The sequence below is a fragment of the Ensifer sp. Root423 genome (assembly GCF_001426275.1).
Classification (GTDB): domain Bacteria; phylum Pseudomonadota; class Alphaproteobacteria; order Rhizobiales; family Rhizobiaceae; genus Ensifer; species Ensifer adhaerens.
Genome location: NZ_LMEG01000034.1, coordinates 117,342 through 128,761, shown reverse-complemented (window position 1 = coordinate 128,761; position 11,420 = coordinate 117,342). Strand labels below are relative to the sequence as shown.

General features: G+C 63.1%; 14 protein-coding genes. 2 read left to right on the top strand and 12 right to left on the bottom strand.

Going from position 1 to position 11,420, the window contains the following annotated elements; all coding sequences use genetic code 11:
• Positions 1 to 12: 12 nt before the first annotated feature.
• Positions 13 to 468, bottom strand: coding sequence for a cyclic nucleotide-binding domain-containing protein (locus tag ASD01_RS24225; protein ID WP_034802780.1), 456 nt, complete (start codon positions 466 to 468; stop codon positions 13 to 15).
• Between the two features lie 123 nt (positions 469 to 591).
• On the bottom strand, positions 592 to 1,275 hold the full coding sequence (locus tag ASD01_RS24220; protein ID WP_034802783.1) for a response regulator transcription factor: 684 nt from the start codon (positions 1,273 to 1,275) through the stop codon (positions 592 to 594).
• 143 nt (positions 1,276 to 1,418) lie between these two features.
• Between ASD01_RS24220 and ASD01_RS24215 the strand changes: the two genes are divergently transcribed.
• On the top strand, positions 1,419 to 1,967 hold the full coding sequence (locus ASD01_RS24215) for a L,D-transpeptidase family protein (RefSeq protein ID WP_034802785.1): 549 nt from the start codon (positions 1,419 to 1,421) through the stop codon (positions 1,965 to 1,967).
• Positions 1,968 to 1,985: 18 nt separating this feature from the next.
• On the opposite strand, the gene ASD01_RS24210 is transcribed toward ASD01_RS24215, so the two are convergent.
• The 5 genes from ASD01_RS24210 to rplS all read right to left on the bottom strand — a co-directional run bounded on the left by ASD01_RS24210 (position 1,986) and on the right by rplS (position 6,592).
• Positions 1,986 to 2,522: a SixA phosphatase family protein gene (locus tag ASD01_RS24210; protein ID WP_034802788.1), complete on the bottom strand. Its 537-nt coding sequence runs from the start codon at positions 2,520 to 2,522 to the stop codon at positions 1,986 to 1,988.
• 131 nt (positions 2,523 to 2,653) lie between these two features.
• Positions 2,654 to 4,063 carry a 3-isopropylmalate dehydratase large subunit gene (gene leuC / locus ASD01_RS24205; protein WP_034802792.1) on the bottom strand — a complete coding sequence of 470 codons (1,410 nt, stop codon included), beginning with the start codon at positions 4,061 to 4,063 and terminating at the stop codon, positions 2,654 to 2,656.
• Between the two features lie 243 nt (positions 4,064 to 4,306).
• The gene (locus tag ASD01_RS24200; protein WP_034802795.1) at positions 4,307 to 5,128 is read right to left on the bottom strand and encodes an amino acid ABC transporter permease; all 822 of its coding nucleotides are present in this window, start codon (positions 5,126 to 5,128) and stop codon (positions 4,307 to 4,309) included.
• A 9-nt stretch (positions 5,129 to 5,137) separates the two neighbouring features.
• Positions 5,138 to 5,947 carry a transporter substrate-binding domain-containing protein gene (locus tag ASD01_RS24195; protein ID WP_034802798.1) on the bottom strand — a complete coding sequence of 270 codons (810 nt, stop codon included), beginning with the start codon at positions 5,945 to 5,947 and terminating at the stop codon, positions 5,138 to 5,140.
• A 126-nt stretch (positions 5,948 to 6,073) separates the two neighbouring features.
• The gene (rplS, locus tag ASD01_RS24190; RefSeq protein WP_034802800.1) at positions 6,074 to 6,592 is read right to left on the bottom strand and encodes a 50S ribosomal protein L19; all 519 of its coding nucleotides are present in this window, start codon (positions 6,590 to 6,592) and stop codon (positions 6,074 to 6,076) included.
• Positions 6,593 to 6,919: 327 nt separating this feature from the next.
• Between rplS and ASD01_RS24185 the strand changes: the two genes are divergently transcribed.
• Positions 6,920 to 7,666 (top strand): sulfite exporter TauE/SafE family protein, encoded by a 747-nt coding sequence (locus tag ASD01_RS24185; RefSeq protein WP_060644535.1) that lies wholly within the window; start codon positions 6,920 to 6,922, stop codon positions 7,664 to 7,666.
• On the opposite strand, the gene trmD is transcribed toward ASD01_RS24185, so the two are convergent.
• The 5 genes from trmD to ffh all read right to left on the bottom strand — a co-directional run bounded on the left by trmD (position 7,648) and on the right by ffh (position 11,376).
• The gene (trmD, locus tag ASD01_RS24180; RefSeq protein ID WP_034803117.1) at positions 7,648 to 8,340 is read right to left on the bottom strand and encodes a tRNA (guanosine(37)-N1)-methyltransferase TrmD; all 693 of its coding nucleotides are present in this window, start codon (positions 8,338 to 8,340) and stop codon (positions 7,648 to 7,650) included. The genes ASD01_RS24185 and trmD overlap by 19 nt on opposite strands.
• An 11-nt stretch (positions 8,341 to 8,351) precedes the next feature.
• Positions 8,352 to 8,915, bottom strand: coding sequence for a ribosome maturation factor RimM (gene rimM / locus ASD01_RS24175; protein WP_034803120.1), 564 nt, complete (start codon positions 8,913 to 8,915; stop codon positions 8,352 to 8,354).
• A gap of 145 nt (positions 8,916 to 9,060) precedes the next feature.
• Positions 9,061 to 9,423: a 30S ribosomal protein S16 gene (rpsP, locus tag ASD01_RS24170; RefSeq protein WP_034802802.1), complete on the bottom strand. Its 363-nt coding sequence runs from the start codon at positions 9,421 to 9,423 to the stop codon at positions 9,061 to 9,063.
• Between the two features lie 37 nt (positions 9,424 to 9,460).
• The gene (locus ASD01_RS24165) at positions 9,461 to 9,796 is read right to left on the bottom strand and encodes a chorismate mutase (protein ID WP_034802805.1); all 336 of its coding nucleotides are present in this window, start codon (positions 9,794 to 9,796) and stop codon (positions 9,461 to 9,463) included.
• Positions 9,797 to 9,810: 14 nt separating this feature from the next.
• Positions 9,811 to 11,376, bottom strand: a complete 1,566-nt coding sequence (gene ffh, locus ASD01_RS24160; RefSeq protein ID WP_034803123.1) for a signal recognition particle protein — start codon at positions 11,374 to 11,376, stop codon at positions 9,811 to 9,813.
• Positions 11,377 to 11,420 lie beyond the last annotated feature (44 nt).

Here is an 11,420-nt window from a genome sequence, read left to right as displayed (position 1 = left end):
CCGTAGCGCGGTTCAAGCAAAACGGCCGGCGAGCGCGCCGGCCCGGCGGATCATCGCCTGCAGGTTTTCGCGGATGCGCGCTTCGACGAGCTCGGCCACTTCAGGATATTCCTCCAGCATGCGGCGGAAGAGCGGCCGATTGATGCGAATGACTTCGCTGTCTTCCTCGGCCGTTGCCGTGAACTTACGCTCGACCATCGAGATCAGCGCCAGTTCCGACAGAAGCGCTCCGCGACTGACGGTCGAGACCGTCGTCTCAGAACCGTCGAAACCGGCCTTCGACAGGGACAAGCTGCCGCTGGCGATCGCATAGGCGCAATCGGCCGGCGCCCCCTCGCGAAACAGCTCCTGTCCCTTGAAGATGCGGCGCCGCTCCGCGCCGAAGGCGATCAGCCTCAGCTTGTCCTCGCTGATATCGGCAAACAGCGGCACGTTGGACAGAAGCACGATATCGTCGTTGAGCGCCAAGCGGCTAACCTCCCACGGTCACGCCAGTGCCGGTCCCGATGGACCGGATCGCGCACGCGACCCATGCAAACAACAGTCTACGGAGAACGCGCGAGAAGTGGATTGCCACCCTGCGCACCCCGGCTACGGAACGATCTTGTAGCCGCCGTTCTCTGTCACCAAAATCTCGGCATTGGAAGGGTCCCGCTCGATTTTCTGGCGCAGACGATAGACGTGGGTTTCGAGCGTGTGGGTGGTCACACCGGAATTGTAGCCCCAGACTTCTTCCAAGAGCACGTCGCGCGTCACCACCTTCTGGTCGGCGCGGTAGAGATAGCGGATGATCGCCGCTTCCTTTTCGGTAAGCCGGATCTTCTGGCCGTTTTCGAGCGTCAGCAGCTTCTGGCTCGGCTTGAACGTGTAGGGCCCGACGCTGAAGGTTGCGTCCTCGCTCTGCTCGTGCTGGCGCAGCTGCGCGCGGATGCGGGCGAGCAGTACGGCGAAACGGAACGGCTTCGTCACATAATCGTTGGCGCCGGCCTCAAGGCCCAGAATCGTATCGGAATCGGTGTCGTGGCCGGTCAGCATGATGATCGGCGCCTTGAAGCCGCCCTTGCGCAGCAGCTTCACCGCTTCGCGACCGTCCATGTCCGGCAGGCCGACATCCATGATCAACAGGTCCACCTGCTGGGCACGCGCCGTCTGGATGCCCTTGCCGGCAGTCGCTTCCTGGATGAGGTCGAATTCCTCGTAGAGCGAGAGCTGCTCGACCAGGGTCTCGCGCAGGTCATTGTCGTCATCGACAAGAAGAATGGTACGGGTCGCCATGGGACAATTCCTGTTTGCTTCCGTTTTCAAACTAGCTCAAATGCCTGTGTTGGCAAGCGAACCAGCGTTGCTACCTCTTTATATCCGTAACCGTGCTTATGGTGCCCCCCAAATCACGGGCAAAGCAAAAATCCGTGAGAATGATGCTCAAGAAAACGTCGGGAAGAAGACCAGCCAAATCTGTCATCACCGTGCGCGCCGCACCGCGCGATCGCAAGCGAGCACTTGTCTCGTTCGACGGCCGCGTCGAGCACGCCGCCATCGGGCGAAGTGGCATTACCAGCCTGAAGCGCGAGGGCGATGGCGCCACGCCACGCGCCGCGATGAAGCTGATCGGCGGCTATGTCAGGCGCGACCGCCTCCTCCTGCCGTCGACGCCGCTGCCGACCCGGACGACGCGCACGGGCATGCTGTGGTGCGACGCGACACGCCACGCGCTCTACAATCGCCCGGTCAAGGCACCCTTCCAGCCGAGCCATGAGGAATTAATGCGTGACGACGGGCTCTACGACATCTGCCTGGTGATGGACTGGAACCTGCTCGCGCGCCGGCGAAATGCCGGTTCGGCGATCTTCTTTCACCTGATCCGGCCGGGCTACGAGCCGACGCAGGGCTGCGTCGCCGTCAGCCTGCCGGCGATGCGTCGGCTGATCCCGCATATGCGCCGCGGCACCGTCGTGAAGGTAATCTGACCTCGACGTCCGATCGGCTCAATCGAGCGAACGCGGCGTCACGAAGCGCGCGAGCCTGGCCCCGCCGGACAGAAGCTCACGCCAGCCAGTCGCTTCGAATTCAAGGACGGCAAGCGCCGCCGTCGGAAACTTGTCCGCCATGCGCATACGCAGATCCGCATCGCCGGAGCCGACGAGTTCATGCGCCAGGTCCTCCATGCCGGGATTATGGCCGACGATCAGCAGCGTCCTGATGGCCGGGTCGGTTGCACGAAGCACGCTGAGGATCTGGGCGGCCTCCACCTCATAGATCGCCCGGGTGTTTTCGACCGTGATGCCGGGCGGCAAGGCAGCGGCTACCAGTGTCCAGGTCTCCTGCGCCCGTTTCGCGGTCGAGACGAGGGCGAGATCCGGCACGAGCGCATGCCGAGCCATATAGCCCCCCATCAGTGGCGCCGCCTTGCGGCCTCGCTCGCCGAGCGGTCGGTTGATGTCGGCAACGCCGTCCGGCCAGGCGGACTTGGCATGGCGCAACAGCAGCAGACGGTAGCGTTGCACAGGCAGATCGTCGCTCATCCCATCGTTCTCCCCAATGTGCCTCGGCCCGCACAGCTTAACCCATTTCAGGCGCGCGGGCGGGGAGAGCGCCAAATAAAAAAGGCCGCCCCGAAGGGCGGCCATTGACGCCGGAAAAGCTCAGACCCGGCCTATCTCCATTCGCGGATATCGACGAAATGACCCGCGACCGCAGCGGCTGCCGCCATCGCCGGCGAGACCAGATGCGTGCGGCCCTTGAAGCCCTGACGGCCCTCGAAGTTGCGGTTCGATGTGGAGGCGCAACGCTCGCCAGGCTTCAGCCGGTCGTCGTTCATCGCCAGGCACATGGAGCAGCCCGGCTCGCGCCAGTCGAAGCCCGCTTCGCGGAAGATCTTGTCGAGGCCTTCGGCCTCGGCCTGTTCCTTCACGAGGCCGGATCCCGGAACAATCATCGCCGAAACGGTCGAGGCGACCTTGCGGCCTTCGACCACCTCGGCCACGGCCCGGAGGTCCTCGATGCGGCCGTTGGTGCACGAGCCGATGAAGACGCGGTCGACGGCGATGTCCGTGATCTTCGTGCCCGGCTTCAGGCCCATATAGTCGAGCGCGCGCCACTTGGAGGCCCGCTTGTTCTCTTCCTGGATCTCATCCGGATTGGGAACGATGCCCTGAACCGAGATGACGTCTTCCGGCGACGAGCCCCAGGAGACGATCGGCGGCAGGTTGGCGGCGTCGAGCACGACGACGCGATCGTAATGCGCGCCCTCGTCCGTGTGCAGCGTCTTCCAGTAGTCGAGCGCCATGTCCCAGGCCTTACCCTTCGGTGCGCGCGGCTTGTCCTTGATATACGCGAACGTCGTTTCGTCAGGCGCGATCAGGCCGGCGCGGGCGCCGCCTTCGATCGTCATGTTGCAGATGGTCATGCGGCCTTCCATCGACAGCGAGCGGATCGCTTCGCCGGCAAACTCGATGACGTGGCCGGTGCCGCCGGCAGTGCCGATCTCGCCGATGATGGCGAGGATGATGTCCTTGGCGGTGACGCCCGGCGGCAGCTGGCCGTCGACGCGCACCAGCATGTTCTTCGCCTTCTTCTGGATCAGCGTCTGGGTCGCGAGCACGTGCTCGACTTCCGACGTGCCGATGCCGTGGGCCAGCGAACCGAAGGCGCCATGTGTCGAGGTGTGGCTGTCACCGCACACGATGGTCATGCCCGGCAGGGTGAAGCCCTGCTCGGGGCCGACGATGTGCACGATGCCCTGGCGCTTGTCGTTTTCCGAGTAGTATTCGACGCCGAAGTCGGCGGCGTTCTTGGCGAGCGCCTCGACCTGGATGCGGCTTTCCTCGTTCTTGATGCCGAGGTGACGGTCGGCCGAAGTCGGAACATTGTGGTCGACGACAGCGAGCGTCTTTTCAGGCGCACGGACCTTGCGGCCGGCCATGCGCAGACCTTCGAAGGCCTGCGGACTCGTCACTTCGTGAACGAGGTGACGGTCGATGTAGAGAAGACAGGTGCCGTCGTCCTGTTCGTTGACCAGGTGATCATCCCAGATCTTGTCATAGAGGGTACGCGGTGCGCTCATGGCGGTATATCCATCGAGTTTTCAGAAAAAGTAGGAAAGCCGGCGGCAAGGCGGCCGGAAGCACTGATCAGGAGATCAGGATAGGCGGCTTGTAAGCGCCCCGTGGACGCGCGCAAAGAAGCGTGCCGGCAGGCGCTTGTGGTCCTGCAGCACGACGATTTTCTGCTCGCTACATCCGAATTTGGATTCCATGGCCGTGTTCATATCAATTTTCTGACAGGTCGGCAATTGCCGGAAACGGACTCAGCGCTGCTCCGCGCGCCTGAGCCGCCGCTCCAGCCCCCGCAATCCCAGCGACAGACCGATGGTCAGCACGAGATAGACATAGGCAACGATCGAATAGGTCTCGAAGAAGCGAAAGGAGCCGGAGGCATAGACCTTGCCCATCTGCGTGATGTCGGCGACGCCGAGCACCGAGACGAGCGAACTGTCCTTGACCATGGCGATAAAGTCGTTGCCGAGCGGCGGCAGGATCACGCGGATCGCCTGCGGAAAGATGACGAGACGAAAGCGCTGGTAGCGTGAAAGCCCGAGCGCCTTAGCGGCTTCGACCTGCCCCTTGTCTACCGAGAGGATGCCCGCCCGGAACACTTCGGCGATGAACGCAGAATAGCCGATCATCAGCGCCAGGATCGCCCGCCACATCAAGGAGATGTCGCGCACGACAACCGGCTCCATCCAGCCGGCGCTAATCAGCGGTGCTGAGATGAAATTGGCCGCGACGACGAGCCCCGGCGCGCCGACGAAGGCAATGTAGAACAGAAGCACCAGGATCGGCACGCCGCGGATGACTTCCGTATAGAAGCGGGCGATCTGCCGAAGGGACGAGTGCTCGGAGAGCGCCATCAGCGCGATGCCGAGGCCGAGCGTCGTCGCCAGCACGAAGCCCATGAGGGTCACGAAGACGGTGACGCCAAGGCCCTTGAAGACGACGGTGAAGACTTCCGAGAAGATGTCATTGCTGATGATCACGGCGGCGAGCGACACAGCGATCACAACAAGGGCGACCAACCACCAGGGATAGTCGCCCTTGCCGGACATGTCTGAAGATTGTGGAGCGGCCATAGCCTGCTATCAGCCGCCCATCTTGTATTCGAGGAACCACTTCTTATCGAGGGCGTCGAAGGTACCGTCTTCCTTCAGCGCCTTGATCGCGGCGTTGACCGGAGCCACGAGATCCGAGCCCTTCGGGAAGATGAAGCCGAAATCCTCGGTGCCGAGCGGCCCACCGACGACCTTGAGCTTGCCTTCGGAGGAATCGACATAGCCCTTGGCGGCGACGCTATCGGTCAGGACCACGTCGACGTCGCCGGCCTTCAGCGCCTGAACGGTCGCGCCGAAGGTCTCAAACAGCTTGATGCGCGGGTTCTGCTCGTTGCCATCGAGCATTTCGTAGACGGCGGTGTAGAACGGCGAGGTACCCGGCTGTGCGCCGACGAGACCGTCGGCAAAGGCGCCGAAGCTCTTGCCATCGTTGAAGCGGGCCTCGTCGCTGCGCACCAGCATGAACTGCTGCGAGCGCATGTAGGGGTCCGAGAAATCGACCTTTTCCTTGCGGTCGTCCTTGATGGTGATGCCCGTCATGCCGATCTGGTACTGACCGTCATGCACCGCCTGGATCATCGCGTCCCAGCTGGTGTTCTGGTATTCGACCTTGAAATTCAACCGCTTGGCGATCTCGTTCATCGCGTCGTACTCCCAGCCCTTGGCTTCGCCGGACTTCGGATCGACAAACTGCAGCGGCGGGTAGGCGTTCTCCGTGACGACGACGACCGTCTTGCCGCCGAGGTCAGGCAGGTCGGCGGCCAGCGCCGGTGCAGAAAACGCAAAAGGTGCTGCAAGTGCGGCTGCGATGCCCGCAAGCACGTGGCGACGGATTGTCATTGGAGGAGCTCCCGAAAAGTGTGGCAGCGGAAAATGTCACAAATTCCGTCGAAAAGACAAGCGGATAGTACCAAAAAAGAAAGGCGGCCGAGGCCGCCTTTCCAACAATCCCTAGGGATTGAAATGTTATTCTGCTGCGGCTTCCGCTGCTGCCTTTGCTTCGGCGGCTTCGGCTGCTGCCTTCTCGGCGGCGAGCGCCTGAGCTGCTGCAACCTTTTCAGCCTCGATGCGTGCCTTTTCCTCGGCAAACGCCTGACGCTCGGCTTCGTTCAGCTTGCGGGCGCGCGTGCCGGTGTTCTCGACGATACGAGCCGACTTACCGCGACGGTCGCGCAGGTAGTAGAGCTTGGCGCGACGGACCTTACCGCGGCGAACCACTTCGACGCTCTCGACGAGCGGAGAGTAAACCGGGAATACGCGCTCGACGCCTTCGCCGTAGGAGATCTTGCGAACGGTGAAGCTTTCGTTGATGCCGCCGCCCGAACGAGCGATGCAAACGCCTTCATAGGCCTGGACGCGGGTACGGTTGCCTTCGACAACGCGGACGTTGACGCGGAGCGTGTCGCCTGCGGAGAATTCCGGGAGCGTGCGCTTGGCGGCGATCTTGGCGGCCTGTTCGGCTTCCAGCTGCTGGATGATGTTCATCGGTCTAACCTTTCAAGTTCTTCTGAAACAGCCAGAGCGCTCTCGATGAACCTGTCGGGCCAGCCTTCAGGTCTTGCCGGATACCGGCAGGAGCGGATTCGCCATTCTTTGTTTTGGTCGACGGGCATGCAACCCGAACCGGGGCGGCACTTACACCAATCGCACTGCCTTGTCATCCCCGAAGGCCATAATTTCTAAGGCATCCGCGCCAGGAAAGCCGAATTTATCAGAAAATACGCAAACACGCGCGTGATCATTGTCCGATGCAACGGACTTGCGGCCGGCACAACCACCGGCTATCCCGAGCATGAGGGGTCGGGGGAGACCATGAACATCTTCGAAATACTCATGCTGTTTGCGGCCGGCTTCCTGTCCGGCGTCGTCAATGCCATTGCCGGCGGCGGAACCTTCCTGACCTTCGGGGCGATGACGCTTGGCGGTCTCTCGCCAATCGTCGCCAACGCGACCTCGTCGATCATCCAGTTTCCAGGCTACATCACCTCGGCGCTCGCCTATGCCAAGGAGATCCGCGCCGACAAGCGCTATGCGATCCTGCTCGGCGTCATCTCCGCACTTGGCGGTCTGGCCGGCGCGCTGCTGCTCATCTCGCTCTCCAATGCCTCCTTCCGCGCGCTTGTGCCCTGGCTGCTGCTGGCCGCGACGGCGATCTTCGCTGCCGGGCCGCTCCTGAAGCCCAGGGCCCGCGTCGACGAGCATGCGATCAATCCGGTCGGCATCGGCGCCCAGTTCGTCACCTCCATTTACGGTGGCTTCTTCGGCGCCGGCATGGGCATCATGATGCTGGCAGTGCTGGGACTTGCGACCGGCGGCGGCTATCACCGGCTGAACGCGCTCAAGAACTTCATCTCGATCGTTATTGCCGCGATCGCCATCGTCGTCTTTGCCGCCGGCGGGGTCGTGTCCTGGCTGCACGCGGCAATCATGGTGCCAGGGGCCGCCCTTGGCGGCTACAGCGGCGTCTGGGCAGCAAGACGCGTGCCGCAGGCGGTCATCCGCACGCTGGTCGTCGCCGTCGGTCTGCTGCTTGCCGCCTATTACTTCTTCACGGGTTGATTAAGAAGATCGGGCCGGCGCTCGGCGGTCAGCCGCCGCGCCTCCGCCTCGCGCCATTTGGCAATGGCGCCATGATTACCCGAGGTCAGCACTGCCGGGATTTCGCGGCCTTCGAAGACCTGTGGGCGGGTGTAGTGCGGATGCTCGAGCAGCCCGCCTTCGAAGCTCTCATGCACACCCGAAAGCTCGTTGCCCATGACACCCGGCAGGATGCGCACCACCGCATCGAGAAGCGTGAGGGCCGCCGGCTCGCCGCCCGAAAGAATATAGTCGCCGATCGAAACCTCTTCGAGGTCGCGGGCGTCGATCACCCGCTGATCGACACCTTCGAAGCGTCCGCAAACGATGACGACGCCGGGGCCGGCGGCGAGTTCACGCACCCGCTCCTGTGTCAGCGGTCGGCCACGCGGGCTCATCAGCAATCGCGGCCGATCGTCGTTCTCCGAGACACGATCGATCGCGCGCGCGAGCACATCCGGCTTCAGCACCATGCCGGCGCCGCCGCCAGCCGGCGTGTCGTCGACTGTGCGATGCTTGTCTTCGGCGAAATCACGGATCTGCACCGGCTCGATCGACCACTGGCCACGCTCGAGCGCCTTGCCGGAAAGCGAGGCGCCGAGATGGCCCGGAAACATTTCGGGATAGAGCGTCAGGATGGTGGCGCGAAACGTCATGGCCGCGATGCTCACTTGCGCTTCGCGGAAAACGGACTACCCGGATCCTGGTCCTTGTCGTCGGTAAGGCCGGCCGCAACCGGATCGACCAGCAGCCGCCCCGCTTCCAGATCGATCTCCAGCACCGACCATTCGGTAAACGGGATCAGCACCGGACGTCGGCCTGGCCCCTTCAGCTCAAGGAGATCGCCGGCGCCGAAATCGAAGACACCGCTGACCTTGCCGTAGCTCGTGCCATTGCCGTCGATCGCTTCCAGGCCCTCGAGATCGGCATAGAAGAACTCGTCCTCGTCGAGATCGTCATCGGGCAAGTTGTCGCGCTCGATGAACAGGTCGAGGCCGTTGAGCGCCTCGGCGGCATTGCGGTCATTGACGCCGCGAAAGCGAACGATGACGACGTTTTTCGCCTCGCGAATCTCCAGCACCTCGAACACACGGCCGTCTGCGCTGTGCAGATTGCCATACTCGCCGAGCGCCGTCGGATCATCGGTAAAGGACTTGACCCTGACCTCGCCGCGCAGGCCCTGCGCCGCGCCGATCGTCGCCATCAGAACCGGGTTTTCGAGTTTGCTCATCGTCCGCATCCGTTTCGGTATATCTCGGTGCACATAACGGAAAACGGGCGGCATGGAAATGCCACCCGTTTCCTTAAGCCACGGCTAGCCGGAGAGCTGCGTCGGCAGATGACCGCCGATCACTCTCCGGACCGTTCGCCGGCTGTTATTCAGCAGCAGCAGCAGCGGCGTCTTCAGCCTTCTGCTTGGCTTCAGCAGCGCGCTCCTGAGCCTTCTTGCCCGGGGCACCCTTGGTCGGGTTGCTGCGAGCCGGGCGCTTTGCGAGACCGGCCTGGTCGAGGAAGCGCAGAACGCGGTCGGTCGGCTGGGCGCCCTGGGCGATCCAGTGGTTGACGCGCTCGGCGTCGAGCTCGACGCGCTTTTCGTCGTCCTTGCCGAGCATCGGGTTCCACGAGCCGATCTTCTCGAGGAAGCGGCCGTCACGCGGGCTGCGGGCGTCGGCAACGACGATCTGGTAGTAAGGACGCTTCTTGGAACCGCCACGGGCGAGACGAATTTTCAGTGCCATTTGAGTAACTCCTTGCAGGCTTTCTTGACCGCTTGGTTCAAGCGGAATGGTTTGTGCCGGCGTTGCCCGCGGAATGCGAGCGATCGGCGGCGATGGCTTCATGATGCCGGATGACTTCCTTGATGATGAAGTTCAGGAACTTCTCGGCGAAATCCGGATCCAGATTGGCATCCTTGGCCAGGCGGCGCAGGCGTTCGATCTGGTATTCTTCGCGCGCCGGGTCGGCCGGCGGCAGTTCGTGCTTGGCTTTCAGAACGCCGACTGCCTGGGTGCAGCGGAAGCGTTCAGCCAGCATGTGGACGAGCGCGGCATCGATATTGTCGATCGACTGCCGGTAGCCCGCCAATTCCTTTTTGATTTCGGGATCAATCATCTTTTAAGCGATCCTCACTTCTTCTTCGGCAGGCCGGGAAGGCCGGGGAAGCCGCCACCAAGACCCGGAAGCTTGGCGCCACCCAGACCTGGCAGGCCACCGCCGCCAAGGCCAGGCATACCGCCCGGCTTCAGACCGGCGGCTTCCGCCTGCTTCTGCAGGGCTTCGAGCTGCTTCGGGTCGAGCTTCGAGAGATCAGGCATGCCGCCGCCACCGAGGCCGCCAAGGCCCATCTTGTTGGCAAGGCCGCCCATCATCTGCTTCATCATGCCGCCTTTGCCCTTACCGCCCATCATCTTCATCATGTCCGCCATCTGGCGGTGCATCTTCAGAAGCTTGTTGATGTCGGCGGCATCGGTGCCGGAACCGGCGGCGATGCGCTTCTTGCGCGAGTGCTTGAGCAGATCCGGGTTGGCGCGCTCGGCCTTGGTCATCGACGAAATGATGGCGAGCTGGCGCTTGAACAGGCTGTCGTCGAGGCCGGCCGCGGCCATCTTGTCCTTCATGCCGGCCATGCCGGGCATCAGGCCCATGATGCCGCCCATGCCGCCCATCTTCTGCATCTGGCCGAGCTGGTCTGCGAGGTCGTTCAGGTCGAACTTGCCCTTGGCCATCTTGGCGGCCATGGCGGCCGCCTTCTCGGCGTCGATGTTCTCGGCAGCCTTCTCGACGAGCGAGACGATGTCGCCCATGCCGAGGATACGGTCGGCGACGCGGCGGGGGTGGAACTCTTCGAGTTCGCCCATCTTTTCGCCGACGCCGATGAGCTTGATCGGCTTGCCGGTGACCGCACGCATCGACAGCGCTGCACCGCCACGGCCGTCGCCGTCCATACGGGTGAGCACCAGGCCGGTGATGCCGACGCGTTCGTCGAAGTTGCGGGCGAGGTTGACGGCGTCCTGACCGGTCAGCGCATCTGCCACGAGCAGGATTTCATGCGGATTGGACTTCCGCTTGATCTCCGCCATCTCGATCATCAGCGGCTCGTCGATATGGGTACGGCCCGCCGTGTCGAGAATGACGACGTCGTGGCCGCCGAGCTTGGCAGCCTGAACGGCGCGCGCAGCGATATCGGTCGGCGACTGGCCGGCAATAACAGGCAACGTGTCGACGCCGGTCTGCACGCCGAGCTGGCGCAGCTGCTCCTGGGCTGCTGGACGACGCGTGTCGAGCGAAGCCATCAGGACCTTCTTCTTGTCCCTGGTCTTCATCCGGCTGGCGATCTTGCCGGTGGTCGTCGTCTTACCGGAGCCCTGCAGACCGACCATCATGATGACGACCGGCGCCGGCGCATTGAGGTCGATGGTGACGCCCTCGGAGCCGAGCATCTCGACGAGCTGGTCATGGACGATCTTGACGACCATCTGGCCGGGCTTGATCGACTTCAGGATCTCGGCGCCGACGGCCTTTTCACGAACCTTTTCGGTGAAGGAGCGCACGACGTCGAGCGCGACGTCGGCTTCGAGCAGCGCACGGCGAACCTCGCGGAGCGCAGCGGAAACATCGGCTTCCGACAATGCGCCGCGGCCGGTCAGTCCATTCAATATGGAACCAAGGCGGTCCTGGAGGCTCTCGAACATTCTCACTTCCTTCTGGTTTCCGGTGGCGATCAACTCGCCGGAAA

Coding starts and splice junctions, on each gene's coding strand:
- ffh (WP_034803123.1), bottom strand. CDS start 11,376: ATGTTCGAGAGCCTCCAGGACCGCCTTGGTTCCATATTGAATGGACTG.
- rpsP (WP_034802802.1), bottom strand. CDS start 9,423: ATGGCACTGAAAATTCGTCTCGCCCGTGGCGGTTCCAAGAAGCGTCCT.
- ASD01_RS24215 (WP_034802785.1), top strand. CDS start 1,419: ATGCTCAAGAAAACGTCGGGAAGAAGACCAGCCAAATCTGTCATCACC.
- trmD (WP_034803117.1), bottom strand. CDS start 8,340: ATGACGTTTCGCGCCACCATCCTGACGCTCTATCCCGAAATGTTTCCG.
- ASD01_RS24220 (WP_034802783.1), bottom strand. CDS start 1,275: ATGGCGACCCGTACCATTCTTCTTGTCGATGACGACAATGACCTGCGC.
- ASD01_RS24185 (WP_060644535.1), top strand. CDS start 6,920: ATGAACATCTTCGAAATACTCATGCTGTTTGCGGCCGGCTTCCTGTCC.
- ASD01_RS24195 (WP_034802798.1), bottom strand. CDS start 5,947: ATGACAATCCGTCGCCACGTGCTTGCGGGCATCGCAGCCGCACTTGCA.
- leuC (WP_034802792.1), bottom strand. CDS start 4,063: ATGAGCGCACCGCGTACCCTCTATGACAAGATCTGGGATGATCACCTG.
- ASD01_RS24210 (WP_034802788.1), bottom strand. CDS start 2,522: ATGAGCGACGATCTGCCTGTGCAACGCTACCGTCTGCTGCTGTTGCGC.
- ASD01_RS24165 (WP_034802805.1), bottom strand. CDS start 9,796: ATGATTGATCCCGAAATCAAAAAGGAATTGGCGGGCTACCGGCAGTCG.
- rimM (WP_034803120.1), bottom strand. CDS start 8,915: ATGAGCAAACTCGAAAACCCGGTTCTGATGGCGACGATCGGCGCGGCG.
- rplS (WP_034802800.1), bottom strand. CDS start 6,592: ATGAACATCATCCAGCAGCTGGAAGCCGAACAGGCCGCCAAGATCGCC.
- ASD01_RS24200 (WP_034802795.1), bottom strand. CDS start 5,128: ATGGCCGCTCCACAATCTTCAGACATGTCCGGCAAGGGCGACTATCCC.